This window comes from Nonomuraea sp. NPDC005650 (assembly GCF_040605375.1).
Lineage (GTDB): Bacteria > Actinomycetota > Actinomycetes > Streptosporangiales > Streptosporangiaceae > Nonomuraea.
Window position 1 is genome coordinate 24,394 of sequence record NZ_JBEXCR010000052.1, and the last position, 25,663, is coordinate 50,056.

At 73.5% G+C, this 25,663-nt stretch carries 23 protein-coding genes; 17 read left to right on the forward strand and 6 right to left on the reverse strand.

Going from position 1 to position 25,663, the window contains the following annotated elements; all coding sequences use genetic code 11:
- Positions 1-16 precede the first annotated feature (16 nt).
- Positions 17-460, forward strand: a complete 444-nt coding sequence (locus tag ABZS69_RS55500; protein ID WP_355389475.1) for a CoA-binding protein — start codon at positions 17-19, stop codon at positions 458-460.
- A 42-nt stretch (positions 461-502) separates the two neighbouring features.
- Here the strand turns inward: ABZS69_RS55500 and ABZS69_RS55505 are convergent, their stop codons facing one another.
- The 3 genes from ABZS69_RS55505 to ABZS69_RS55515 are packed head-to-tail and all read right to left on the reverse strand — an operon-like array spanning position 503 to position 4,493.
- Positions 503-2,005 carry a carboxyl transferase domain-containing protein gene (locus ABZS69_RS55505; RefSeq protein ID WP_355389477.1) on the reverse strand — a complete coding sequence of 501 codons (1,503 nt, stop codon included), beginning with the start codon at positions 2,003-2,005 and terminating at the stop codon, positions 503-505.
- On the reverse strand, positions 1,990-3,156 hold the full coding sequence (locus ABZS69_RS55510; RefSeq protein ID WP_355389479.1) for a CoA transferase: 1,167 nt from the start codon (positions 3,154-3,156) through the stop codon (positions 1,990-1,992). The genes ABZS69_RS55505 and ABZS69_RS55510 overlap by 16 nt, the downstream gene beginning before the upstream one ends.
- Positions 3,156-4,493 (reverse strand): SLC13 family permease, encoded by a 1,338-nt coding sequence (locus tag ABZS69_RS55515; protein WP_355389481.1) that lies wholly within the window; start codon positions 4,491-4,493, stop codon positions 3,156-3,158. Before ABZS69_RS55515 ends, ABZS69_RS55510 begins: the two co-directional genes overlap by 1 nt.
- A gap of 99 nt (positions 4,494-4,592) precedes the next feature.
- Between ABZS69_RS55515 and ABZS69_RS55520 the strand changes: the two genes are divergently transcribed.
- The gene (locus ABZS69_RS55520; RefSeq protein WP_355389483.1) at positions 4,593-5,219 is read left to right on the forward strand and encodes a GntR family transcriptional regulator; all 627 of its coding nucleotides are present in this window, start codon (positions 4,593-4,595) and stop codon (positions 5,217-5,219) included.
- A 143-nt stretch (positions 5,220-5,362) separates the two neighbouring features.
- Positions 5,363-6,643, forward strand: a complete 1,281-nt coding sequence (locus ABZS69_RS55525; protein WP_355389485.1) for an esterase-like activity of phytase family protein — start codon at positions 5,363-5,365, stop codon at positions 6,641-6,643.
- On the opposite strand, the gene ABZS69_RS55530 is transcribed toward ABZS69_RS55525, so the two are convergent.
- On the reverse strand, positions 6,644-7,678 hold the full coding sequence (locus ABZS69_RS55530; protein ID WP_355389487.1) for a glycosyltransferase family A protein: 1,035 nt from the start codon (positions 7,676-7,678) through the stop codon (positions 6,644-6,646). It abuts the gene before it with no gap.
- Complete coding sequence (locus ABZS69_RS55535; RefSeq protein WP_355389489.1) at positions 7,675-8,367, reverse strand: CPBP family intramembrane glutamic endopeptidase; 693 nt, start codon at positions 8,365-8,367, stop codon at positions 7,675-7,677. The genes ABZS69_RS55530 and ABZS69_RS55535 overlap by 4 nt, the downstream gene beginning before the upstream one ends.
- Positions 8,368-8,693: 326 nt before the next feature.
- Here ABZS69_RS55535 and ABZS69_RS55540 point away from each other — a divergent pair, with 326 nt between their 5' ends.
- From ABZS69_RS55540 to ABZS69_RS55600, 13 genes are all read left to right on the forward strand, one after another.
- Positions 8,694-9,668 carry an LLM class flavin-dependent oxidoreductase gene (locus tag ABZS69_RS55540; RefSeq protein WP_355389491.1) on the forward strand — a complete coding sequence of 325 codons (975 nt, stop codon included), beginning with the start codon at positions 8,694-8,696 and terminating at the stop codon, positions 9,666-9,668.
- On the forward strand, positions 9,668-10,687 hold the full coding sequence (gene mpaB, locus ABZS69_RS55545) for a daptide biosynthesis RiPP recognition protein (protein WP_355389493.1): 1,020 nt from the start codon (positions 9,668-9,670) through the stop codon (positions 10,685-10,687). The genes ABZS69_RS55540 and mpaB overlap by 1 nt, the downstream gene beginning before the upstream one ends.
- Entirely contained in the window at positions 10,684-11,484 is an 801-nt protein-coding gene (gene mpaM, locus ABZS69_RS55550; RefSeq protein ID WP_355389495.1) for a daptide-type RiPP biosynthesis methyltransferase, read from the forward strand. Before mpaB ends, mpaM begins: the two co-directional genes overlap by 4 nt.
- Before the next feature lie 64 nt (positions 11,485-11,548).
- Positions 11,549-12,808 carry a daptide-type RiPP biosynthesis aminotransferase gene (gene mpaD, locus ABZS69_RS55555; RefSeq protein WP_355389497.1) on the forward strand — a complete coding sequence of 420 codons (1,260 nt, stop codon included), beginning with the start codon at positions 11,549-11,551 and terminating at the stop codon, positions 12,806-12,808.
- Entirely contained in the window at positions 12,805-14,004 is a 1,200-nt protein-coding gene (gene mpaC, locus ABZS69_RS55560) for a daptide-type RiPP biosynthesis dehydogenase (RefSeq protein ID WP_355389499.1), read from the forward strand. Before mpaD ends, mpaC begins: the two co-directional genes overlap by 4 nt.
- 70 nt (positions 14,005-14,074) lie before the next feature.
- The gene (locus ABZS69_RS55565; RefSeq protein ID WP_355389606.1) at positions 14,075-14,245 is read left to right on the forward strand and encodes a daptide-type RiPP; all 171 of its coding nucleotides are present in this window, start codon (positions 14,075-14,077) and stop codon (positions 14,243-14,245) included.
- A gap of 51 nt (positions 14,246-14,296) precedes the next feature.
- The gene (locus tag ABZS69_RS55570; protein WP_355389501.1) at positions 14,297-14,476 is read left to right on the forward strand and encodes a daptide-type RiPP; all 180 of its coding nucleotides are present in this window, start codon (positions 14,297-14,299) and stop codon (positions 14,474-14,476) included.
- A gap of 167 nt (positions 14,477-14,643) precedes the next feature.
- Positions 14,644-14,829, forward strand: a complete 186-nt coding sequence (locus ABZS69_RS55575) for a hypothetical protein (RefSeq protein ID WP_355389503.1) — start codon at positions 14,644-14,646, stop codon at positions 14,827-14,829.
- Between the two features lie 21 nt (positions 14,830-14,850).
- On the forward strand, positions 14,851-16,503 hold the full coding sequence (gene mpaP, locus ABZS69_RS55580) for a daptide biosynthesis intramembrane metalloprotease (protein WP_355389505.1): 1,653 nt from the start codon (positions 14,851-14,853) through the stop codon (positions 16,501-16,503).
- 18 nt (positions 16,504-16,521) lie between these two features.
- Positions 16,522-19,065: a class III lanthionine synthetase LanKC gene (gene lanKC, locus ABZS69_RS55585; protein WP_355389507.1), complete on the forward strand. Its 2,544-nt coding sequence runs from the start codon at positions 16,522-16,524 to the stop codon at positions 19,063-19,065.
- Complete coding sequence (locus ABZS69_RS55590) at positions 19,062-19,979, forward strand: ATP-binding cassette domain-containing protein (protein WP_355389509.1); 918 nt, start codon at positions 19,062-19,064, stop codon at positions 19,977-19,979. The genes lanKC and ABZS69_RS55590 overlap by 4 nt, the downstream gene beginning before the upstream one ends.
- Positions 19,980-19,981: 2 nt before the next feature.
- Positions 19,982-20,713, forward strand: a complete 732-nt coding sequence (locus ABZS69_RS55595; protein WP_355389511.1) for a hypothetical protein — start codon at positions 19,982-19,984, stop codon at positions 20,711-20,713.
- A 304-nt stretch (positions 20,714-21,017) separates the two neighbouring features.
- The gene (locus ABZS69_RS55600) at positions 21,018-21,866 is read left to right on the forward strand and encodes an ATP-binding cassette domain-containing protein (RefSeq protein ID WP_355389513.1); all 849 of its coding nucleotides are present in this window, start codon (positions 21,018-21,020) and stop codon (positions 21,864-21,866) included.
- 110 nt (positions 21,867-21,976) lie between these two features.
- Here the strand turns inward: ABZS69_RS55600 and ABZS69_RS55605 are convergent, their stop codons facing one another.
- Positions 21,977-24,649: a BTAD domain-containing putative transcriptional regulator gene (locus tag ABZS69_RS55605; protein WP_355389515.1), complete on the reverse strand. Its 2,673-nt coding sequence runs from the start codon at positions 24,647-24,649 to the stop codon at positions 21,977-21,979.
- A gap of 365 nt (positions 24,650-25,014) precedes the next feature.
- On the opposite strand from ABZS69_RS55605, the gene ABZS69_RS55610 reads away from it, so the two are divergent.
- A complete protein-coding gene (locus ABZS69_RS55610; protein ID WP_355389517.1) occupies positions 25,015-25,626 on the forward strand; it encodes a response regulator transcription factor in 612 nt (203 codons plus the stop codon).
- Positions 25,627-25,663 lie beyond the last annotated feature (37 nt).

Genomic DNA, 25,663 nt, shown 5'->3' on the forward strand with positions numbered 1-25,663 from the left:
TGCGGGAAGTTCCGGCGTGCGCGCCGTGTTGGTGCCGAGCATGGGAGACCGCTTCGCCGACGGCGACGTCATCAAGCGCCTGCTCCATGGGGCGCGGCACTGGGCCTTCGTGGGCCTGAGCGACAATCCGGAGCGCACGGCCTATGACCAGGCCCGGCTGCTCCAGGCACGCGGCAAACGGGTGATTCCCGTGCATCCGGCCGCCGAGACCGTGCTGGGCGAGCCCGGGTACGCGTCGCTGGCCGAGGTGCCGGACCCGCTGGACGTCGTCGCCGTTTATCGGCGGGCCGAGCTGGCAGGGGAGTCGGTGGACGAGGCGATCGCGGCGGGGGCCAAGGCCATCTGGCTGCCGCTCGGCGTGATCGACGAGGCCGCCGCCGAGCGCGCCCAGAACGCCGGCCTCGACGTCGTCATGGACCGCTGTCCGGGCGTCGAATGGGCACTGCGCCGGGATGCCTGAACGGGCACCGCCCAGAGAGACCTGACTCCGGAGGATGCGTGCCTAGCCGGCCGCCCGGGTCCGGTCGCGGGTGGTGCCGAGGGCGCGGTAGCGCCGGAGCCGTTCGGCGAGCAGCTCGGGGCGGTGGCGGGGCAGCATCGCGGCGAGCTCCCGCTCCAGCTCGCGCCCGACGCGGCGGCAGAACGCCTCCGGTTCGTCGGCCGCGTCCGGGTGCTCGGCCACGATCCGGTCGGCGATGCCGTCGGCGACCAGGTCGGCGGAGCGTACGCCCTGCGCCGCCGCCAGCTCGGGCGCGTGGTCGACGTCGCGGTGCACGATGGCGCTGGCGCCCTCCGGCGGCAGCGGCGACAGCCAGCCGTGCTGGGCGACGAGCACCCGATCGCACGGGACCAGCGCGAGCGCGCCCCCGCCGCAGCCCTGGCCGAGCAGGATCGACAGCGTGGGAGCCTCAAGGGTGACGAGCTCGGACAGGCACCGGGCGATCTCTCCGGCCAGCCCGCCCTCCTCCGCCTCCGGGCTGAGCGCCGCCCCTGGCGTGTCGATGACGGTGACGAGCGGCAGGTTCAGCTCGTGCGCGAGCCGGAAGCCGCGCCGGGCCGCGCGCAGGGCCGCCGGGCCCATCGGCCCCACGTCGGTCTGGCTGCGGCGGTCCTGGCCGAGCAGCACGCACGAGACGCCGCCGAAGCGGGCCAGCGCCAGGTACAGGCCCGGGTCCTGCTCGCCCGCGCCGGTCCCGTTCAGCGGCAGGACGTCCGAGGCGGCGTAGCGGAGCAGTTGCCTGACGCCGGGCCGGTCGGCGCGCCTGGAGCGGGTGATCGACTCCCACGCGGGCACGTCCGGCAGCGGCTCGCGGGATGGCCCCTCGTCCCGGGGCGGCTCCCCCGGCGGCGCCAGCAGGATGCGCAGCGCCCGGTCGGCGATCCCGGCCAGCGCCTGCGGCGGCAGCACGGCGTCGACCAGGCCGTGCCGGTACAGGTTCTCGGCGACCTGGACGCCCTCCGGGAACGCCTCGCCGTACAGGGACCGGTAGACGCGCGGGCCGAGGAAGCCGATCATCGCGCCGGGCTCGGCGGCCGTGACGTGACCGAGCGAGCCCCACGAGGCCAGCACGCCGCCGAGGGTGGGGTCGCGCAGGTAGACCAGGTACGGCAGGCCCGCGGCCTTGTGCCGGGTGACCGCGGCCGAGATCTTCACCATCTGCAGGAACGCCACCGTGCCCTCCTGCATCCGCGTGCCGCCCGAGGCGGGCGCGGCGAGCAGCGGCAGCCGCTCGGCGGTCGCCCGTTCCACGGCCGACACCAGGCGTTCGGCGGCGGCGACCCCGATGGATCCGGCGAGGAAGCCGAACTCGCAGGCGACGACGGCCACCCGGCGGCCGTGCAGCAGCCCCTCCCCCGTGATCACCGCCTCGTCCAGGCCCGTACGCTCCCTGGCGGCGGCCACGTCGGCGTCCGCCACCGGGCCGAGCGGCCGGTCCCAGCCGCGGAAGGAGCCGTCGTCGAGCGCGAGCTCGACGAGTTCGAGCGCGGTCATCCGGCCAGCCACGAGCGGATCTCCTCCTCGTCGGCGTTCAGCACGGGGGGCGCGGCGTGGTCGGTCCTGGTGGTCTCGACCTCGCCGTCCGGCCCGGCCGGGTCGAAGAAGCGCAGCGGCGGTCCGGGCAGCGTGATCTCGCCGATGCCCGCGTGCTCGACGTCGATGAGCAGGCCCTGCGACCTGGTCTGCGGCCAGTCGTACACCTCGTCCAGGTTGCGCACCCGGCCGGCGGGCACGCCGGCGGCGGCCAGCCGCCGCAGCAGCTCGTCCGCCCCGAAGGGGGCGAAGGCGGCTTCGACCAGCTCGACCAGCCGCCCGCCCGCGGCCACGCGCTCCGCGTTCGTCGCCAGGCCCGGCTCGCGCGGGTCGAGGCCGAACTCCGCGCAGAACCGCTGCCACAGCCCCTCGCTGCCCACCGCGATCTGCACGTGGCCGTCCCCGCACCGGAACAGCCCGTACGGGGCGATGGACGGGTGGTGGTTGCCCTGGGCGCGCCCGACCTCGCCGGCCACGGTCCAGCGGGTGCCCTGGAAGGCGTGCACCCCGACGATCCCGGCCAGCAGCGAGGTGCGCACGACCTGGCCGCGCCCGGTCCGCTCGCGTTCGAGCAGCGCCGACACCACGCCGTACGCGCCGTACATGCCGGCCAGCAGGTCGCCGATCGGCACGCCCACCCGCTGCGGGTCGTCGGGTCCCGAGCCGGTGAGCGACATCAGCCCGGCCTCGCCCTGCGCGATCTGGTCGTAGCCGGCCCGCCCGGCCTCCGGGCCGTCGTGGCCGAACCCGGTGATGGACAGCACGACCAGCCGCGGGTTGAGTTCGAGCAGGCGCGCGGTGGTGAAGCCGAGCCGGTCGAGCACTCCGGCGCGGAAGTTCTCCAGCAGCACGTCCGCCCTGCGGATCAGGGCCTCCAGCGTGGCCCGGCCGTCCTCGTCCTTCAGGTCCAGGGCGATCGACTGCTTGTTGCGGTTGCACGACAGGAAGTACGTGGACTCCGGCCCGGCGAACGGCGGGCCCCAGCCCCGGGTGTCGTCGCCGCTCCCCGGCTGCTCCACCTTGATCACCCGCGCGCCCAGGTCGCCGAGCATCATCGCCGCGTGCGGCCCGGCCAGCGCCCTGGTCAGGTCGACGACGACGTAGCCCGCGAGCGGCCCGCTCATCACAGGCTCCCCGGCACGACGAGGATCACCCAGCACAGCACCGGCGCGACCACCATGATGGTCATGCCCCAGGTCATCAGCCGCTTGAACACGTTGTCGCGGTCGGCCACGTCCGCGTTCGCGACGACCAGGGCCCCGTTGGTCGAGAACGGGCTGCAGTCGACCACCGAGGACGAGATCGCCAGCGCCGTGACCAGGCCGATGGCTCCGACCTGACCGGTCTGCAGGAACGGCACGGCGAGCGGGATGAGCGCCCCGAGGATGCCGGTCGTGGAGGCGAAGGCGGAGACCACGGCGCCGATGAGGCAGATCAGGAACGCGGCCACGAGCGGGGCGCCGACGTGGGCGACCCCGTCGCCGAGCCACTTCACCGTGCCCTGGTCCTCCAGCAGGGAGACGTAGGTGACGATGCCGCCGACGAGGAGCACCGTACCCCAGCTGATCTTGTCGACGGTGCCGCGGGCCGCGGAGGGGAAGATCAGCGTGAGCGCGACCGCCACCGCCAGCGCGAGGAAGCCGATGTCGAGGTCGAAGACGAGCGCGCCCACGGCGAGCACGAGCAGGCCGACCAGCGTGAGGGACCGCTGCGCGTCGAGGCGGGGCAGGGCGTCGTCGGCGGGCTCACGGGCGGGCTCATGGGCGGGCTCATGGGCGGGCTCACCCGCGGATCCGCCCGCGGCACCCGTCCGGGCGAGGGCCGCGACCTGCTCCTTCGGCGACTCGCGGTCGCGCTGCAGGAGCTTCGTGCCGCCCAGGGCGAGGAAGCCGACCAGGCTGATCAGCGCGCAGGCGCCCATCGCGCTGAAGAACAGCACGGCCGGGCTGCCCGGAAGGTGGCTCTTGTCCACGACGCCGTTGGTGATCGCGCCGAAGATGCCGATCGGCGAGAAGCTGCCGCCGGTGGCGCCCTGCACCACCATCAGGCCCATCATGACCGGGTTGATCCGGTAGCGGGCGGCGAAGCCCATGGCCACCGGGGCCACGATGGCCACCGCGGCGGGGCTGGCCGCGCCGATGGCCGTGATCGCGGCGCACACCACGAACATCACCCACGGCATCAGGGCCACGCGCCCGCGCACCGCGACCACGGCCCGGTGCACGATCCAGTCCACGGTGCCGTTGGTCCTGGCCAGCGCGAACAGATAGGTGACGCCGACCAGGATGACGAACAGGTTCGCCGGGAAGCCGCCGAGGACGTCGGACACCTCCACGCCGAAGACGGCGGTGCCCACGACGAACGCGGCCACGAGCGCCAGCGCGCCCATGTTGATGGATCGGACGGTGGCTATCAGGAACACCAGCACCAGCACAACCAACGCAACGACTTCCGCCGACATCGGCGACTCCTCGGGTCAGGTGACTCTCCGGTTACGTGCGTATTTCCGGATTGGCCTAGCCTCTGCGCCACTGCGCCGGATGTCAATAGACTGTCCCCCGTGACCAAGAAGCGCCCGCAGACCTCCGCGGTTCCCGAGCGGATGGAGCGTCCCCGCCTCTACGTGCAGCTGGCCGACCACATCGCGCGCTTCATCGAGGCCCAGGGGCTCTCCCCCGGCGACCGCCTGCCGCCCGAGCGTCGCCTGGCCGCGGAGCTCGGCGTCAGCCGGGCGACCCTGAGCCGCGCCCTGGTGGCGCTAGAGGTCCAGGGCATGGTCGAGGTCCAGCACGGCAACGGCGCCGTGGTGCTCGCGCCGATGCTCCAGGAGACGCGGCCGGATCCCGCGTTATCGCTGGCCGAGCGCGACCCGGTGGAGATCGCGCGGGCCCGCGAGGCGGTCATGGCGGGGCTGGCGCGCAGCGCGGCGGCGCACCCCGACAGCAGCCTCCGGCTCGCCCTGCTCGACGCCGACGGCCGCCCGATCCGCTTCTCCGACACCTGGCCCTGCGTGCGCCGGCTCGCGGGGGCCAGCCTGCTGGCCGACCTCGACGACCTGCTCTCGGAGGCCGCGCCGCTGGAGGACGCCCGGGTCTCGGCCGAGCGCCTGGCGGCTCTCGCCCGAGCCGTCGTCGTCGGTGACGCCGACGCGGCGGCGGCCGCCTGCGCCCACCTGGTCCGGGTCTGACTCACCACGTGATCAGGCGCCACCGCGCGGCGCCTGATCACGTCAGCGCGCGTTCATGTGCGCTTCGGCGGCCGGACATCGAACCTCTGTAGGTTCCACCCCGAATCAGCACATTTGCCGCAAGGGACCCCAGGGGAAGCTCCATGTCTCGTCACCTCGTCGCCGCACTCGCCATCGGCACGGCGCTGGCCGGCACGCTCGCCGCGCCGGCCGCCGCCTCCCCCGTGAAGGAGCCGCGGATCCTGTCCGACGTGACGCTGCCCGCGCCCGACCTGGCCGCGTTCGAGCCCGGCCTCGTACGGGACTCCCGGGGCGTCAAGCTGGGCGGCGTCGGCAGCGGCCTGTACCCCGCCGGGCCCGCGGGCGAGTACTGGATGGTGACCGACCGCGGCCCGAACGGCGAGCCGAAGGTCAACGGCGAGAAGCGGCGCACGTTCCCGGTGCCGGAGTTCGCGCCCGCGATCGTGCGCGTGGCCGTCCGGCACGGCACGGCGCGCATCGTGCGGAGCATCCCGCTGAAGAAGTCCGACGGCACGCCGATCACCGGCCTGTCCAACCAGTCCGGCCACGACGAGGCCCCCTACACCTGGGACGGCCTGACCTCGCTCCCGTACGACCCGAACGGGCTGGACACCGAGGACATCGTCACGGACGGCCGCGGCGGCTTCTGGCTGGTGGACGAGTACTCCCCCTCGCTCGTGCACGTGGCCGGCGACGGACGGGTGCTGACCCGCTACGTCCCCAAGGGGCTCGGCCTGACCGGAGCCGGCTACCCCGTACGCGAGACCCTGCCCGCCATCTTCGCCACCCGCCAGCAGAACCGCGGCATCGAGGCGCTCGGCGTCTCCCCCTCCGAGCGCGCCCTGTACCTGGCCGTGCAGAGCCCGCTGGCCAACCCCGACAAGGCGACCGGCAAGGCCTCCGGCATCGCCCGCATCCTGCGGGTGGACCTGCGGACCGGGCGGCCCACCGGCGAGTGGGCCTACAAGATGGAGGACGTCGCCGCCTTCGACCCGGACGCCGCGCAGGGCGACATGAAGATCTCCGCCCTCAACGTGCTCAAGCCCGGCCGCCTGCTGCTCCAGGAGCGCACGGACGCCGTGGCCCGCCTCTACACCGTCGACCTCCGCAAGGCGACCGACCTCCTCGGCGGCCGTCACGACGACCCGGCGACCACGCCGTCGCTGGAGGCGTCCCTGCCCGCGGACGTCACCGTGGCGGCCAAGTCGCTGACGGTGGACCTGGCGGCGATGTCCGGGCTGCCCGGCAAGATCGAGGGTGTCGCGCTGCTCGACCCGAGGACGATCGCGATCGCCAACGACAACGACTTCGGCATGGGCACCTTCGACGCGAACGGCCGTCTGGTGGACACCGGGATCCCCAGCCGCATCCTGACGATCCGCCTGCCCCGCCCCATCAACTAGTCAGACGCCGCCCAGCACGTCCTCGTACAGCGCCAGCTGGCGCCGCATGACCCGGCGCGTCAGCGCGCCGATCCGGTCCGCGTGGTCCTGGGTGACGGAGGAGATGAGGTGGACCAGCGCGACGTGGCCGTCGCGGGGCACGATGGCCAGGTCCGGCCAGAGCTCGCGACCGCCGATCGACGCCTCGGCGACGGTCTCGGCCAGCGCCCGGTCCACCTCCGGCGGGCCCGCCTCCCATCCCGACGGGATGACCAGGCCGGCCAGGTCGGCGTACCAGGCCCGCAGGTCCTGTTCCAGGGCCTCCCGGGCGGCGCGCACGCGGCGGGTGTCCTTGAGCGCGCGGTAGGCGGCGCGGGCCGCGCGCCCGTCGGGGAACCTGGCCACCTCCCAGCCGTGCCGGGCGGCCAGCGAGCCCTGGCGGGTGGCCGGGTCGACGAGTTCGATGACCGTGGGGTCGGCCGCGGTGCGGCAGCGCACGCCCGCGTCGGCCAGGCGGAGCCACAGGTCCCAGTCCTCCAGCCCGCTCTCGGACCTGCGCCAGCCGCCGGCCTGCTCGGCCAGGCCCGCGACGTGGGCGACCTGCGAGGGCTGGAAGATCGCGTTCATCAGCTGGAGCTCGGGGTGCCAGCAGAGCGCGAGCGGGGGCGTCACGTGCAGGACCGTCCCGGCCGCGTCGACCCGCGTCGCGCCGGTGGCCGCGAACCGCTCGCCGCCCTCCAGCGCCCGCGCCAGGACCGCGAGGTGCTCCGGCGCCCACCGGTCGTCGTGGTCGAGGTAGGCGACGAACTCCCCGCGGGCCTCGGCGAGCCCGAGGTTGCGCGGCTGCGCGGGATGCCCGTGGCGGTGGGTGCGGATCAGCCGTACGCGGCGGTCGGCGCGGGCGCTCTCGGCCACCACCCGGTCGGTGTCGTCGTCGCTGCCGTCGGAGACGACCAGCAGCTCCCAGTCGCGCAGCGACTGCGCCACGACGGAGTCGACAGTGGCCTTGATCGCCGGCCCGCGGTTGTAGGTGGGGCAGACGACCGAGAACCTCACGCGGCCACCCGCTCCGGCCGCGGCGTCAGCACCAGCGACCTGATGTCGACGATGACGTGGACCACGATGGGCGCGATGAGGCTGCCGGTACGCAGGTAGATCCCGGTGAACGCGATCCCGCCGAGGATCGACAGCAGGAAGCCCCACCGGCCCTGGTAGACGTGCCCGAGGGCGAACACCGCCACCGCCGCGGCCGCCGCGAGCAGCGGGCTGAGGCCGAGGGCCAGGCCGAGGCCCATGAGCAGGCCCCGGTAGACCAGCTCCTCGCAGAGGCCCGCCGAGACCGCCACCCCGCCGGCCAGCCACCGCTCGCCGCGCGTGCGCGGCATCAGGGCGGAGTAGGCGTCGGCCCCGGGGGCCTTCCCGCCGTTCTTGACCAGCCAGCGCACGAAGAACACGATCGGCACCATCGCGACGGGCAGCGCCACCGCGATGCCGTAGGTCACGGCCGGGTCGGTGGGGGGTTTGACGCCCACGTCGGCCAGGGTGAGCGTCGGCGACAGCGCCACCACGAGGAGGGCCGCCGCGGCCAGCGCCCACAGCTCGACGATGACCAGGCCGAGGCGCCGCGGCAGCGGGGTGTCGTCCTGCGGCCGGTTACGGGCGCGGAGGCCGACCACCGGTGCGACGATCGCGAGATAGAAGGCCAGGCCGCCGGCGAGGATCCACGACAGGAGCTGGGATGACATGTCGGCGCCGCGACCTCCTTCGGGAGGTACGGCTGGCGCCGGACGATGCAGGAGCCGGGCACCAGCCGTACATCGAACATGCTAGATGTCTGTAGGTCCAGTGTGAGACCGGCGCCGGGCGGCCCGTAGTCGTCGCCGTCACCGGTCCCGTATGACATCTGTCATGCGGCCGCTCCGGTGCGTGACCGCCGCTTCCCCGCCCGCACGCCCCTCTAGCTGCGGAAAACGCCTTCCCGAGTCCGCCGGGGAAGCGTCGGGGAACAGGGGCGGGCGTAGGAAGGTACCGACGCTACGAATCACCTCATTGCGGGGACGTGGAGTGATAAATGGCCAAGTACTCAGTGATGATCCCGTTTGTTCCGCGGCGGGCGGAACAGATCCTTCCCTACGCGGGCCTGGTGCAGTGGACCGCGGCACACGCGTTGTGGCAGGGACAGGCGACCCTCATCGAACCGCACCAGGGATTCGTGTACGCCGCCGGCGCCGGCTTCCGGGTGCCGACCGGGCTCGGGGTGACGCTCATGCCGCTGCGCCACCCGTACGAGGCGGCGCTGCAGGTGCGGTCGCTGGCGATGGCGACCGGCGAGCCCGTGGTGGCCGGCTTCGGGCCGGGGCCGATCTCGTTCCAGGAGAGCCTGCTGGGCGAGCGCTACCCCAGCCAGCTCGGCGCGATCCGTGAGTACGTCACCGCGGTCCGGGCGCTGCTGGCCGGCGGGGTGGTGGACCTGCGCGGCGAGTACGTCACGTGCCACGGCATGCTGCCGCCGGCCGTGTCCCCCCGGATCGAGATCGGGCTCGGAGTGCTCAGGCGGGGCATGGCCCGGCTCGCCGGTCAGGTGGCCGACGTGGCGATCACCTGGCTGACCCCGGCCGGCTACCTCGCGGAGACGATCGTCCCGGCGCTGCGCGAGGGCGCGGAGGCGGAGGGCCGCGCGGGGCCCAGGGTGGCCGCGATGGTGCCGCTGGCCCTGAGCAGGCCCGACCGCACGCCGGTCGAGCAGGCGATGGCGAGCAACGCGCTGCACCTGCAGGCCCCCCACTACCAGGACATGCTGCGCAAGGCCGGGATGAACGTGACAGGCCGGGACCCCGCCGCCGACGCCAGGGCCGCGGTGGACGGGGGCGCGTTCCTCAGCGGCGATCTCGACCAGCTCGTGGCCCGGCTGAAGGAGTACGAGCAGGCCGGGGCCGACGAGATCATCCTCAACCTGACCGGGGTGTTCAACCTGCAGGGCCAGAAGGAGACCATGAACGAGCTGAAGTCCCTGCTGGGGGCGCTGGTCGGCGGGACGTTCGACTGATGGGCGACACGAAGCGGCGGCTGATGCAGTGGGCGACGGGGCAGGCCGCCGGCGCCCTGCCCGACCGGGTCGCGACGATCGTGCTGGAGAACCCCGGGCACCTCGCGGCGGTCGTCGAGTCCGGCCTGGCCGGCCCCGAGACCGTGATCTTCGTTCCCGGCGCCGCCGGGGACGCCGGCGGCCCGACGGTCGTGGGCTACGACGGCTCGCTGAGCGAGGCGGGCGCCGAGATGTCCATCTCCGAGGCGTTCTTCCTGCAGACGCAGGACTACGGCACCAGCGAGTACATGTCCGTGATCGGCCCCACCGCCGTCCGGATCTTCGGTGAGGAGGACTTCGAGCTGTACCTGTCCGACGCCGACCGGGCGGCGGACGAGGGCGTCTTCGCCGCCTTCCTGACCCACCCCACCGTGCGGATCGCCGACCTGCCCGCCCTCGGCGCCGGTCCCGGGCCGGACGGCCCGCGGCTGCGCCTGCACGCCAGGGCGGACGGCGCGCTGTCCACCTCGCCGACCGGGCTGCCCCTCGGCAAGGTCGGCGACGACCTGCCGCGCCTGCGCGCCGAGTGGGACCGGATCAACGCGGCCGGCGAGCACCCGTGCGCCGTCTGCCTCGGCGAGGCCGTCCCCGAGGAGCGGCGGGCCGCCGGGCTGGCCGCCCGGCCGTGGCTGGGGCGCTACCTGACGGCGCTCGCCGGGCTCCAGGACCTGCACGCCCGGGGCGCCGCCGACGTGCGCGTCTCCGGCTTCGGCGGCCGGCTGGTCCCCGGTCTGGAGGGCGTCGCCGGCCCGGCGGACTTGGCCGACCCGGACCTGCCGCTGCTGCTGTGGACCGAGCACGCGGCCTACGTCCACCATCCGCGTCCTGCTCGGACGTTCGAGGTGGAGCGCCGGGCCGGGCAACTGACCGAGGCGCTGCTGGTGTGCGGATCGGTCGAGGCCGCCGCCGAGCACGACGACCCGGCGGGGCTGACCACGGTGGCCGGCTTCTTCTCCAAGGCGGGGGTACGGCTCACATGACCCACCTGACGGACCTGCCGAGCCAGGCCAGGCGGCTGCTCGACCGGCTGGGCGACCGGGCGGTCGTGTGCGACCTGTACGACCGGACGGGATCGCCCGTCTACCACGACCTGGCCGGCACGGACACCCAGGAGGTGCGCGAGCTCGTCGCCCTCGTGCGCCGGGTCCCCGGCCCCGTGCTCGACCTCGCCGCCGGCTCGGGCCGCCTGACGCTGCCGCTGCTCGCGCTGGGCCGGGAGGTGACCGCGGTCGACCTCTCGGAGGGCATGCTGAGCCTGCTGGCCGCGCGGCTGGAGGGGGCGCCGGCCCGCCTGCGCGAGCGGTGCACGCTGGTCCGGGCGGACATGCGTACCTTCTCCTCTCCCGTGCGCTTCGCCGCGATCGTGCTCGGCACCTCGTCGATCTCGCTGCTCGACGCGCCCGGCAGGACCGCCCTGTACGGCATGGTCCGCGCGCACCTGGCGCCCGGAGGGCGGTTCGTCCTGTCGACCATCGAGCTGAACGGCCTCGACGGCGCCGAGGAGGTCGAGGTCGCCTTCGCCGGGGCCAGCGGCCGCTCGTACCGCTTCTTCGAACGCTGGGACCCGGACGCCGGCCACCGCGTGGTGGCCGTCTGCCCCGCCGAGCTGCCCGAGGGCCCGGTCACCGTCTGCACGAGCACCATCGGCGTGGTCCCTGCCGACCTGCTGGAGGCCGAGCTGACCCGGGCGGGCTTCGCCGTCCGCTCCCGCCACGCCCTGACCGCCCCCGGCGCCAGGCACCGGGACATCCTGCTGGAAGCCGAGGTGGCCACGTGACCGAGCGGAGCGAGGGAACGATTAGACACAGCATTTCGGTCACGGGGCCGACGAAGGAGGCCCCGTGATCTCGCCGCTGTGGCCCGCCCTGCTGCCTCCGGACCAGCAGGGCCTGGACGAGCTCTGCGCCGTCTCGGCCGAGGGGGTCAGGGTCCGCTTCGCCGACGGCCGCGAGCTGCTCTGCGGCACCAGCGGGCTGTGGAACACCAACCTCGGCTACGGCAACCCCGCCGTCACCGCCGCCGCCGCACAGGCCCTGGCCCGGGCGTCGTACCTGAACGTCTTCAGGTACGAGAACGACTACGCGCGCCGGGCCGCCGCCGCGCTGATCGACCTGTGCGGCCCCGGCCACTACGCCAGGGTCGTCTTCTCGACCTCGGGCGGCGCGGCCAACGACCTGGTGATGAAACTCGCCAGGCACTACCACGCCCTGCGCGGCGCCGACCGCCGCAAGCTCGTCGTCGGGCTCAAGGGCGGCTACCACGGCATGACCTTCGGCGGCTTCGCACTGAGCGGCGAGGACTTCGGCCAGCGCCTCTACGGCGTGGACCAGCGGCTGATCCGGCACGTCACCCCCAACGCCGCCGACGAGCTGTCGCGGCTGATGGAGCGGCAGGGCGCGCAGGTGGCGGCGGTGGTCGTCGAGCCGGTGCTGGGCAACGGGGCCGTCCCGCTGACCGGGGAGTACGTGGCCGAGCTGCTGCGGTTGCGCCGCGAGCACGGATTCCTGCTCGTGGCCGACGAGGTCGCCACCGGGTTCGGCCGTACCGGGAGCTTCTTCGCCTCCCAGGACTGGCCCGAGCCGCCGGACCTGCTGATCGCCTCCAAGGGGCTCACCAACGGGACCGGCGCCGCCGCCGTGGTGGTGGCCTCGGGCGAGGTGGCCTCCGCGTTCGCCGCCGCCGGGGCGGTGCTGGCGCACGCCGAGACGCAGGCGGGCACGCCGGTGACCTGCGCCGCGATCCTGGCCACCATCGCCGAGGCGCGCCGCCTGGACGCGGTGGCCCTGGGCAGGCGGCTGTCGGACCTGCTGGACGAGGAGCTGGCGAGGCTGGCGGCCGAGCATCCGATGGTGGCCGGGACCTCGGGGGCGGGCTGCTTCCGCGCGATCCGCCTGCGCGCGCCGGGCGGCGCCGAGCTGCCGCAGGCCGAGGTGCCCGCCGTGGTGGCGGCGGTCCGCCGGGCCGGGGCGATCGTGCATCCGGGCGTCAACGGCGTCCAGCTCGTGCCGGCCCTCACCTACACCGCCGCTGACCTGCGCGAGTTGCTCGCCTGCCTGCGGGCGGGCCTGGCGGCCTACTCCGCCAGGGAGGTGCCGGCGTGACCCAGAGCACCCAGTGCCTGACCCGGACGCTCTTCGAGTGCGACGGCCTGGCCCCCTGGCTGGCCAGGAGTTCGCGCAGGCGCGTGACCCTCCTGATCGACCCCGGCGTGCTGGAGTCGGAGATCGTCGCCCGCGTCCGCCGCCAGGTGGCCAAGGCGGGACGCGGCGAGCAGCTGGTCGTGCTGGCCGGCCCCGGCACCCTGTCCGGCGTGCTGGACCTCGCCGAGCGCCTGTCCGGCGTCGAGCTGGTGCTGGGCGTGGGGGGCGGCTCCCTGCTCGACCAGGCCAAGCTGCTGGCCCTGCTGCACGGGAGCCCGAGCGCGCGGGCCCGCCTGACGGTCCCGCAGCGCAGCGGCATGGTGGTGCTGCCGCCCGGCACCGAGCGCTCCTTGGGGCTCGTCGCCGTCCCGACCACGCTGGGCACCGGCGCCGAGATCAGCACGGCGGCCTGCCTGGAGTATCCCCAGGGCAAGCGGCTGATCTCCGGCGAGTGCCTGCGGCCCGACATCGCCGTGCTCGACCCGGTCGCCACCGACACGCTGGCGCCCGAGCTGGTCTCCGAGGCCGTTCTGGAGGCGCTGTTCCGCCTGGTGAGCATGTACGCCGGCGACCACGCCGACCTGCCCACCGAGGACGCGCTGACCGAGGCGCTGGCCGTACGCCTGGTCACGGTGGGGCACGCGGTGCGGCGGGCGCGACAGGTGGGCACGCCGGTGGACCGACCGCTGCGCGCCGAGATCGCCAAGCTCAGCGGGCTCACCCACCAGGAGTGGGTCCACCTGGGCCGCACCGCCTGGGGCAACAAGGGCTGGCTGATCGCCAACGAGGTGTCGGTGGCGCTCGGCGTGCGCAAGATGCGCGCGATCGCCGCCGTGCTGCCGCCCCTGTGGCGGGCCATCGCCGGCGGCGACGAGCGGCTCGGGTCCGCCAGGAGGCTCGCGCGGCTGTGGTCGTCGATCCGCGCCGTCGACCCCGCCGGGCTGCCCGGCGACCCGGCCGGCGGAGTAGCCGCGCTGATCGACTCCTGGCGGGTGGAGCGGCGGCTGACCGCCGACGACGGCGCGCTCGACGCCATCGCCGGGCGCATCGTGCGCGCGTGGGGCGCCGGGCTGCCCATGCTCGGCGGCCTGACCAAGAACGAGGTACGGGAGCTGCTGACCGCGGTCCTCCGCACGCCGGAGGAGACCAGGTGCTGAGCGCCGTACCGATCGAGAACTCCCGCGGGGGACGGGACCGCGGGCGAGCAGGAGGAGAGGAGGTGTGGCGATGGAAATGACGGCGACCCCGAGCCTGGCTCCCGCATTGGAGCTGGGCATGCAGGAACTCGAGGCGATGGACGCCCCCGGGTTCTGGTCCGGCTTCAAGCAGGGCGTTGCGATCACTTTGGGAACGCTCGTCTTCGCCAGCGCGGTGGCCAGTGCCGCTTCGCTGACCTGATGCGAGCGGGCCCGTCCGGGATCTCGATTGCCAGGAGAGGAGGAAAGGCACATGAACGAATTCGCGAACGCCCCGCTTGAGCTCGGCATGCAGGAGCTCGAGGCCATGGAGGCCCCCGGCTGGGGGACCTTCTGGGGGGTCGTGACCGGGGTCACCGTGGTGAGCGCCGTCGGCACGGCGGTCTCCTACGGCGTCACCGCCATCATGAGCAGCATCAGCGTCATCACCTGACGGCTGCCGCAGCCGGATGCCGGCGTGGCGCTCTCGTCTCGAGCTTCAGATGCAGGAGCCCGAGGCAGGTCCGCGCCGGGACTCCCATGAGGCACAGCGCGGTGGCGGCGGTCACCCCGTCGCCACCGCCTGGCCGGATCGCACGTGCGCGCTCGGAAGGTGAGGAAGTGAAGAACGTGTCCACAGTGTGGCTGATCATCGTTGCCGGGATCCTCGTCCTGGCGTTCGTCCTGGTCATGAACAGCAGCCTGTCAGGGGTGGCCCAGGTGGTGCTGCTGGCCGTGCTCGGCATCGCCGCGGTGGCCTGCTTCGCCCTCCTGGTCGTGAACGCGATCGGGCGGCCCCATGGCTAGACGCGCGACGGGAGCCCGCCCATGAAGCTCGGCAACGTGAAGCTCGGCAGGAAGGAACGCGAGGAGCTGGACCCGGCCGTTCCCGCCCGTCCCCGGCTCGCCGACGACGTGCAGGTCCACGCGCCCACCCATGAGGGCGCGCCGTGGATCATCCAGCGCGGCCCGGGCCGCTACATCCGGGTGGGCGCGGACATGGCCCGGCTGGGCCGGGCGCTCGACGGGGACCGGGACCACGCCGAGCTGATGGCCGACCTCGGCCCGAAATGGACCCCGCAGGCGCTCGGCTACGCGCTGGGCGAGCTCAAGCGGATGCAACTGCTCGACGACGGCCGGCGCACCCGCGGGAACGCGCCCTGGGTGAAGTACGTCCCCCCGCTGACGCTGCAGGTCACCGTGGTGCGCCCGGCCCGGTTCCTGGCCTGGTGCGAACCGCTGGTGTCCGCGCTGGCCACGCGGTTCTGGGGCGCGGTGGCGGCCGTGCTCGCGCTGGGCGGGCTGGTGAGCCTGGCCGTCCAGGGCGGGGACCTGGCGCGGACGCTGGGGTCGCCGCTGCCGCTGGGCGTCTACGCGGGCGTCGCCGCCGGCACCTACCTGGTCATGGTGCTGCACGAGCTGGGCCACGGGGCGGTGCTCAGCCACTACGGCGGGCGGCCGAGCCGGATGGGCTTCATGCTGCTCTACCTGCTGCCGGCCTTCTTCTGCGACGTCTCCGACGGCTGGCGGCTGGCCCGCAAGGAGCAGCGAGTACGGGTGGCGCTGGCCGGGGTGGCGACCCAGGTCACGGCGGCGGGCGCGGCGGCCGTCACGGCGCTGCCCTTCGGCGGCTCGGCCGCCGGTCAGGGGCTGCTGGTCTTCTCCGTCGTCACCTACCTGGGCGGCCTGCTCAACCTGCTGCCGTTCGTCAAGCTCGACGGCTACCTGGCGCTGATGAGCCACCTCGACATCTCGGACCTGCGCAAGCGCGCGATGGCCGACGCCCGGCGGTTCGTCTCGAAGGTGCTGTTCGGCGGCACGTATCCGGTGGAGCTGCCCGGCCTGCGCTGGGCGGTGCCGTACGGGCTCGCCTGCCTGGTCTTCCCCATCTACCTGGTCGGCGGGCTGGCCCTGTCGCTCTGGGGCGACCTGCTGCGCGGCCTCGGTGTCATCGGCTCGCTGGCCGTCATGGCGGTCGTCCTGCTGCTGCTGGCCCGCCTGGCGTACGGGTTCCTGATGCGCGTCCACGAGGCGCGTACGGCCGGTGCCTCCGTCCTGCGGATGGGGGCCGTGACCGCGGCGCTGGCCGCGGGGGTGACGGCGCTGCTGACAACGGTGCATGTGCCGTACGAGATCTCGGGCGGCTACCACTACCGGGAGGGCCGGATCGAGCTGGTGGTGCCGGGCGGCCACGAGGAGATCAGGCAGGGGGCCAGGGTCCGGCTGCTGCGCAACGGCGTGGTCTTCCGCGAGCAGGTGGGATCGGCCGCGGTCGCCTCCGGCGCGGCGTCCAGCGCCTCCGTCCCGGTCTCGGTGCTGCTCCCGATCCGCACCGAGCGCGACCTGCCGGCGACCGTCTCGGCCTACCCGCTGACCGTACGCGAGGCGCCGGCGGAGCCCAGCGGCGCGGCCAGGGTCGAGGCGGGCAGTCCGCCGCTCGGCGAGTGGCTCGTCGCGACGTACCTATCGGGCGCCTGGTGACCACGGGGAGAAGGAGCGATGGAGTTCATCCAGTACTTGCAGCACTGTCCACAGGGGATGCCCTTCTACGACGTCGTCGGCACGGACGCGGCGGCGGGGTTCTCCCGCGCCGGGGCGCCCGCGCCGCCCGGCTGGCGACGTACCGAGAACAGCGACTGGATCATCCTCAACGCGCCCGTCGACCGGATCCAGCGGCAGGGCTGGAAGATCCACGCCTCGGCGACCCCGGAGAACGCCGAGACGATCCTCGGCGAGGTCTGGGACTACTGCGTCGCGCACCGGGTGAGCTTCAAGTTCCTGCGCTCGGACTCGGTGCTCAGGCGGCGCAACGGCAAATACGGCGACCGCGGCAGCGCGGGCAAGTTCGTCACCGTCTACCCCGGCGACGACCAGCAACTCGAGAAGATCCTCAACGAACTCGGCGACCTGCTCGACGGTGAGCGCGGCCCGCACATCCTCAGCGACCTGCGCTGGCGCTCGGGCCCGCTGTACGTCCGCTACGGCGGATTCGTCGAGCGGACGATCCAGAACGAGTTCGGCGAGACCGTCCACTGCATCGAGGACCCCCAGGGACGGCTCGTGCCCGACGTCCGCGGACCCGCCTTCCGTCCTCCCCCTTGGGTGGAGCTCCCGGACTGCCTGGCCGAGCCGCTGGCCGCGCGGAACCGGGGAACGCTCGACGACTTCCCCTTCCGCGCGACCAAAGCCTTCCACTTCTCCAACGGCGGCGGCGTCTACTACGCCACCGACACCCGCTCCGGCGAGGTGGTGGTGCTGAAGGAGGCCAGGCCGCTGGCCGGGCTCGACCAGGACGGGCGTGACGCGGTCGCCCGGCTGGAACGCGAGCACTGGGCCCTCGACCGGCTCGCCGGGCTGCCCTGGTTCCCCCGCCTGATCGACTACCGGATCGGCCACGAGCACTACTTCCTGGCCCGCGAGTACGTCGAGGGCGAGCCGCTGGGCCGGGAGATCGCCCGGCGCAACCCGCTGCTGCGGGCCGACCGGTCGCCGGCGGACTTCGCCGCGTACACCGAGTGGGCGCTGCGCATCCTGGAGCAGGTCGAGGAGGCCGTCGCGGCGATGCACGGGCGGGGCGTGGTCTTCGGCGACCTGCATCCCGCCAACATCCTGGTCAGGGCCGACGACACGATCGCCTTCATCGACCTGGAGGCCGCCACGGAGGCCGACGCGAACCTGGTCCAGGCGATGGCCGCGCCCGGGTTCGTGGCGCCGCCCGCCTACACCGGCGTCGAGGTGGACCGCTACGGCCTGGGCTGCATCCGGCTGGCCGTCTTCTGCCCGATGACGAGCCTGCTGCCGTGGGGCCCCGACAAGTTCGCGCAGCTCCTCGACATGATCACCACGTACTTCCCGGTGCCGTCCGGCTACGCCGAGCAGATCCGCCGCGACCTGGGCCCGGCCCCGCACTGGACCGACCTGGTCGGCCAGCCCGCCGACCGCCCGCCGCTGGCCTGGCCCGAGCCCGGCCCGGCGGCCTGGCCGGAGCTGCGCGCCGCGATCGCGGGCGGCATCGCCGCGAGCGCCACCCCCGGCCGCGCCGACCGGCTCTTCCCCGGGGACGTCGCGCAGTTCCTCACTCCGGGCGGCGGGGTGGCCTTCGCCCACGGCGCCGCGGGCGTGCTCTGGGCGCTCGGCCGGGCCGGGGCGCAGGTCCCGGACGAGCACGTGGACTGGCTGGTGACGCGCACGCGCGAGCTGGCCGAGGCGCGGCCGGGGTTCTACGACGGCCTGTACGGCATCGCGTACGCCCTGGATCGGCTCGGCCGGGCCGACGAGGCGCTGGAGGTCCTCGACCGGGCGGCCGAGATCCCGCTGGACCGGGTGCCGGGCATCGGGCTGTTCTCCGGGCTGGCGGGGGCCGGGCTGGCATTGCACCACTTCGGGCGGGACTGCGGCGCCGTGACCGAGCGGCTCGTCGAGCGCCTGTCGGCCCAGCCGCAGGGGCCGTCCGCGCCGGGGCTGATGCACGGGGCGAGCGGGGCGGCATTGCTGCTGGTCCGCCTCTTCGAACGCACCCGTGACCCGGCCCTGCTCGCGCACGCCGAGGCCGCGCTCCGCCGCGACCTGGCGGTGATGGGGGTGGGCTCGGACGCCCCGGCCCCGATCGGCGCGCCGTGGCGGGAGCCGGTCCTGGCGATGGGCGGCGCGGGCGTGGCCATGGTGCTGCGCAAGCTGACCGGCCACTATCCGGACCCGGACCTGATCGAGGCGCTGGACGATCTCCGCCGCGCCACCGGCGACCACGTCGTGACCGGCGCCGGGCTGTTCACCGGCCGGGCCGGGGCGATGCTGGCGCTGGCCGGGCTGGGCGAGCCACCGTACTCGCCCCGGCTGGCGCGGCACCTGGGGCACCTGGCCTGGCACGCCGTACCGCACGACGGGCACGTCGCCTTCATCGGGGAGCAGGCGCTGCGGCTGTCCGCGGACCTCGCCACCGGCGCGGCTGGGGTGCTCCTGGCGCTGCACGCGGCCCTGAACGGCGGCCCCGGGCTCCCCTTCCTCGACGACACCTGCACATCAACACAACGGGAGGACACATGAAGCCGATGTTGAGGGCGGAGGGCCTGACGAAACGGTACGGGCCCGTACTGGCGGTCAGCAACGCCAGCTTCGCCGTACGGTCGGGCGCGATCACGGGGTTCCTGGGCCCGAACGGGGCGGGCAAGTCGACGACGATGCGGCTCTTCCTCGGCCTCGACCGGGCGACCAGCGGTTCGGCCCTCATCGACGGGAAGCGCATCGACGAGTGGCCGGTGCCGGCCCGCAAGATCGGCGCGGTGCTGGACACGCAGTGCGCCCACCCCAGCCGCCGGGCCATCGACAGCGTCCGCTGGGCGGCCAGGCTCGCCGGGGTGGCCGAGAACCAGGCCGAGCTGCTGCTGGAGCGGGTGGGCCTGGCCGCGGTGGCCGGTCAGCGGGCCGGCCGGTTCTCGCTGGGCATGCGCCAGCGCCTGGCCTTGGCCATCGCCCTGGTGGGCAACCCCGAAGTGATCATGCTGGACGAGCCCATGAACGGGCTCGACCCCGAGGGCATCACCTGGATCAAGGGGCTGCTGCGGCAGTTCAAGGACCAGGGCCGTACGGTCTTCGTCTCCAGCCACCTGCTGGCCGAGATGGAGGACCTGGTCGACGACCTGGTCGTCATCGCGCAGAGCAAGATCGTCGGAGCGGGCGCGGCGCAGGCGTTCATCCAGCGCTTCCAGACGCAGACGGTCAGCGTGCAGTGCGACAACCCGCGCGTGCTCAGCGCCGCCATCACCAACGCCGGCGGCCGGCTCGTCAGCCTGGCCGACGCCCAGCGACTGCAGGTCACCGGGCTGGAGGCGGGCCTGGTGGGCCAGCTCGCGAAGGACAGCGGGGTGGCGATCTTCGAGCTCCGTGAGGAACGGAGCCTGCTCAAGGCATTCACCCAGGCGACGGCCGCGAAGGCCGGGATCAAGGGAGAGGTGGGCTAGCCATGGGTTTCGCCAGTCTGTGGTCCGCTGAGATCATCAAGTTCCGCACCCTGCGCAGCTATCTGATCACCGCCGTCGCGGCCATCGTGGTGGCCGGGATCGGCGGCGCGATCATGGGCGGCGCGCTCGACGCCCAGGGCAACGTGCCGGGTCTGGGCACGTCCGTCCAGGTCATCACGCTGCCCATGGAGGTCGTGATCTACGCCATGGTGGTGCTGGGCGTGCTGGTGGCGACCGGCGACCTGCGCAGCGGCACCTTCCGCATCACCTCGATCATGGCGCCGTGGCGCAACCAGGTGCTGGCGGCCAAGTTCTCGGCGGTGGCCGCGGTCGCGCTGGCCGTCACGATCCTCGCGCTGGCCGCCGCCTGGGTGGGCGGCCTGATCACCGGGGGCGGCAACTTCTCCCCCATGGCCGGTGACGGCACGATGCTCATCCTGACGCACCTGGTGGCGGTGCCGCTGGCGACCGTGCTCGGCGCGGCGGTCGGCATGCTGCTCAGGAACACGGCGGGGGCCATCTCCGCGCTGCTGATCTGGGCGCTGGCCGTGGAGGCGGTGCTGGTCTACACGATCCCGGCGGAGGTCGTGGCGTTCCTGCCGTTCAAGACGATCGGCGCGGCGGCCGCCAACCTCACCCTGGGCGCGGTGCCCGGCCTGGGGATGTTCACGCTGTACGTGGCGATCGCCGTGGGTCTGGCGGTGTACGTTCACCAGCGTCGTGATCTGGGCTAGCCGTAGCGGGGCCGCGGCACCGGAGCTCGCGGCCCCGAGGCTGGTGACCAGCTTGCTGTGCCCGGTCTGAACAGCGACAATGCCCTTTCCTCAGTGGTCCCCGTATTGACACCTTGTTGAGCCGGTGTTTACATGTGCCCCAGGCTGATCTACGCAATTGCGCCACCCCGGGGAATTGCGGGCAATTCACATCGGTATAGCGCGCCCCGAAACCTCAGCTGGCAGCGGAACTGGGGGCTGGCTGAGTATGGGGGCGATGCTGCGGGCGGAGAGCCTCACCAAACGATTCGGCGCAATCGCCGCCGTGAGCAATGTGAGCTTCTCCGTCAGGGCCGGGGCCATCACCGGATTCCTCGGGCCCAATGGCGCCGGAAAAACCACGACACTCCGCCTTTTCCTCGGACTCGTTCATCCCACCTCGGGCTCCGCTCTCATCGACGGCAGGCCCCTCGGTCAGTGGCCGGTCCCCGCCCGCAAGGTCGGCGCGGTGCTGGACGCCCACTGCGCGCACCCCTCCCGCCGCGCCGTCGACAGCGTCCGCTGGGCCGCCCGGCTGGCCGGCGCCGGGGCCGACCCCGAGGAGCTCCTCGACCGCGTCGGCCTCGCCGATGTGGCCGGTCGACGGACCGGCTCCTTCTCCCTCGGCATGCTGCAACGCCTGGCGCTGGCCATCGCGCTGGCCGGCGATCCGGAGATCGTGATCCTGGACGAGCCCATGAACGGCCTCGACCCCGAGGGCATCGCCTGGATCAAGAACGTCCTGCGCCGCTTCCGCGACCAGGGGCGCACCGTGTTCATCGCCAGCCACCTGCTGGCCGAGCTGGAAGACCTGGTCGACGACCTGGTGGTGATCGCGCAGAGCAGGGTCGTGGGCAGCGGCTCGGCCGCGGCCTTCGTCGACCGCTTCCAGCCGCAGACCGTGAGCGTCCTGTCCGACCAGCCGCAGGCGCTCGGCGCGGCGGTCACCCGGGCGGGCGGCCAGGTCCTCGACACCAACGGGCAGCGGGTCCTGATCAGCGGGCTGACCTCCACGCGCCTGGGCGAGATCGCGCGGGCGGCGGGCATCGCGCTGTTCGGCGTCACCGAGGAACGCGCCCTCCGCGCCCCCTTCACCCCCGCCATCGCCGACGGCCTCACCGGCGAGGCCTGCTAGCCCCCTCCCCTCGCCCGGCTCCCGTCACATCGCGCACGACTCGCCCCCTCACGCACATCCCACCACCGCGCGCAGGACTCGCCGCCGGTCTCCGGGTGGGGTGTCCCGGGTCAGGCACTCCCGGCGGCGATGCTCTTCTGGGTGGCCAGGCCGTTGACGCTGATGAACGCGCGAGCCAGCTTCGCCCGCGACGCCGTCCGCGCCATCCCCGACACCCGGGCGATCTCCTCGGCCGTCGCCAGGTCGTCGTAGGCGGCCTTCGGGTCGCCCAGCAGGATCCGCGTGGTCCCGAGGTCGAGCAGGATGTCCGACTGCACCACCCGGTCGCCGATGTGGATGGCGATCTCCAGTGCCTCCATCAGCTCGGGGCAGGCCTTCTCCGGGGTGCCCGCCCGGGCCGCGTGCATGGCCACCGCGCGCCGGATGCGGGCCTCGCTGCGCAGGCTGCCCGCCTCACGGCACAGGCCGAGCGCCCGGTCCAGGCAGTCCTGGGAGGCGGCCCCCTCGCCGGTGCTGTGCAGCACCATGGCCAGCCCGACCAGGGCGTCGGCCTCGGCGATCGCGTCCCCGCTGCGGTTCAGCGCCGCGGCGGCCTCCACGTAGACCTTCCGCGCCGTGGTCGGGGCCTGGTTGATCCGGTCGAGGTCGCCGACCAGGCGCAGGGTCAGCCCGCGCCCGTACTCGTCGCCCAGGCGCTGGAAGATCGCCAGCGCCTCCTCCAGGTGGTACGCCGCGCCGATGTAGTCGCCCACCAGCAGCGAGCGGTAGCCCAGGGAGTACATCAGAACGGCCTGGCCGCGCAGGTTGCCCGCGTTCCTGACGCTGGCCAGGGCGATCTGATGGGACTCCAGCCAGACGTCGAAGTGGGCGCCGGCCTCGAAGAGCGCGAGTGGCGCGATGGCCAGCTCCCAGCAGGTCTCGGATGCCGCGGCGGCCCGGCGTACCAGGGCGAGGTGGGTGCGCAGGTGCTCCTCGAACCAGGCCGAGCCCGGGCCCGTCCAGTCCCGGGCCCCGGCGGGCCGGTATCGGGGCGCGGTGCCGCGCGGGATGGAGTTGTCCTTGCCGCGCATCGAGGCGTGGGCGGCGTCCGTCAGGGTCAGCCAGCCGCCGAGGGCACGTTCCACGGCCGCGGCCAGGTCCTGCTCGCCGTCCTCCAGGCGGGCGCGGGCGGCGCCGAAGCCGAGCAGCAGCTCGTGGCAGTGGTAGCGGCGGCCGTCGGATAAGGGGGTGACGAAATGGGTTTCGGCCAGCTCCTCCAGCAGCTCCTCCGCCGTGTCCACCGGGACGTCGGCGAGGGCGGCGGCGGTCTCGGCGCTGACCCCGGAGACGCCGTGGAACCCGATCCTGCGGATGAGCGAGCGCGGCCCGGCGGGCAGCGTCTGGTACGCGTTCAGCAGCGCCGGGGCGATGCTCCTGCCCCCGTGCCGGAGCTCGCCGAGGATCCGCGCCGGGTCGGACAGGCGCTCGGCCAGGCGTTCCAAGCTCAGGTGCGGCCTGGCGGCCAGCTTGGCGGCCACGATCTCCAGGGCCACCGGCAGCCCGGCGCACAGCTCGACGATCCGGTTGGCCGCCGCGGGCTCGGCCTGCATCCGCCGCCGTCCCGCCCCGGTGGCCAGCAGGGTCCTGGCGGCGGGGCCGTCAAGCGCCGGGACGGTCACCGTGGCGGCGTCGCGCGGCAGGGCCAGCGGGGAGACGCTGGTCACGAGCACGGCGCAGCCGGCGTGCCCGGGCAGGAACGGCAGCACCTGCCCCGGGCCGGTCACGCCGTCCAGCACGATCAGCACCCGCCGCACGGCCAGCACGCTGCGCAGCAGCGCGGCGCGTGCCCCCGCGCCCTCGGGGATCTCCTCGGCCGCCACCCCGAGCGCGCCGAGGAAGCCCGCCAGCACCTCGCCGGGGTCGTCGAGGTCGTCGGCGAACAGCTGCCCGTCGGGGAAGTGCCCCGCCACGCGGTGCGCCGCCTCCAGACTCACGGCGGTCTTGCCGGCGCCGCCCGAGCCGGTGACCACCACCAGCGGGGACGTCGCCCGCTCGGCCAGCTCCGCGACGATCTCGCGCAGCTCGCCGTCCCGTCCGGCGAGCATGCCGGGACGGGCGGGCAACTGCCGCGGCACGTCCGCGGCCAGGTGTGTCTGCTCCAGCGCGAAGTCCTGGCGGAGGATCCGCAGCCGCAGGTCGCGCAGCGCGGGGCTGGGATCGGTGCCGAGCTCCTCCCGCAGCCGCTCCTCCAGGTCGGTGAAGGCCCGCAGGGCCTCGCTGCCCCGCTGGGAACGGTAGAGGGCGATCATGAGCTGGGCGCAGAAGCGTTCCTTCAGCGGGTGCTGGTCGGCCAGCTGCTGCAGCTCGGCGATCACCTCGCGGTGCCGTCCGAGCGCCAGGTCGGCGTCGACCCGGGCCTCGACGGCGGCCAGCCGCCGTTCGTTCCAGACGGCGGCCTCGGCGACGAAGGACTCGCTGTCCAGACCGGACAGGGCCGAGCCCCGCCACAGTTTGAGCGCGGCGTCGAGGGTCTTGGCCGCCTGAGCGTGGTCGCGGTCGCCGGCCAGCAGGCAGGCCTGGTCGTACAGGCGCATGAAGACGAAGGCGTCGATGCTGTCTTCGGTGGCTTCGAGGCGGTAGACGTTGTCGTGCACGTCGATCGTGACGCCGCTGCGCCTGAGCTCGCCGACCCCTCGGTGCACCTGGTTCCTGGCGCTCTTGGTGGGGGTGTCCCCGTAGATCGCGTCAATGAGGCTGTCGACCGAGGCCGAGCGGGTCGGGCTCAGTAACAGATGCGCCAGCACCGCACGCGATCTGCGGGTGGCCAGCCTGATCTCGTTTCCTTGTTGCCATATTGCCGGTTGCCCCAGAATTCCAAAGTGCATCACCAGCACATGCCCCCTCTGTCGCATCTCGATCATCTCTTACGCGGACAGCTCTGTCATCGCTCGTGGGCATACTCACGTTGGCCGTAACAGTGTGGCGGGCCCGACTTGCAGCCGACTTTCGGAATGCCATAACGTTAGGGATCTTGGCAAGCACTTAAGGCGATTTATTGCCTAATGAGCGAAAAATCCACTTTTGTCGCTTTATTTGCATGATAGATGTCACACGGGCCCGATGACATAGGCGCCTACCGGGGAAAACATCCCGGAGTCAGACTCCTGGTATGTCCACAGCGTCGCCGATCCGAGTCTTACTCGCCGCCGACGAACCGCAGACCCGGGCGGTGCTGGCCGCCCTGCTCAATCTGGAGGAGGGCATCGATGTCGTCGCCGAGACCGGGCTTGGAGACCGGATCGTGGAAGCGGTCCGGCGGCACCGCCCCGACGTGGCCGTACTCGACGCCGAGCCGCCCGGCCGCGACGGGCTGACCACCGCCGCGCGGATCGGCGGCCGGTGCGCGATCGTCGCCCTGACCAGCTTCGGCCGGCCGGGATACCTGCGCCGGGCGCTGGCCTCCGGCGTCGCCGGCTTCCTCGGCAGGGACGCCTCGGCCGACGAGCTGACCGCGGCCATCCGCAAGGTCGCCGCCGGCGGCCGCTACCTCGACACCGAGCTCGCCGTCGCCTCGATGACGACCGGGGACAGCCCGCTCACCGACCACGAACGCGACGCCCTGCGCCTGGCCGGCGGCGGGGCCACGATCACCAGAATCGCCGTCGAGCTCCATGTGTCCGAGGCGACCGCACACGGGCTCATCTCCAGCGCGACGGCCAAACTCAACGCGGAGGGCCATCACGAAGCCGTCCACACCGCGCGGCGGCAGGGCTGGCTGTGACGCAATCCGACGACCACACGCAGATACGCGAACGGGT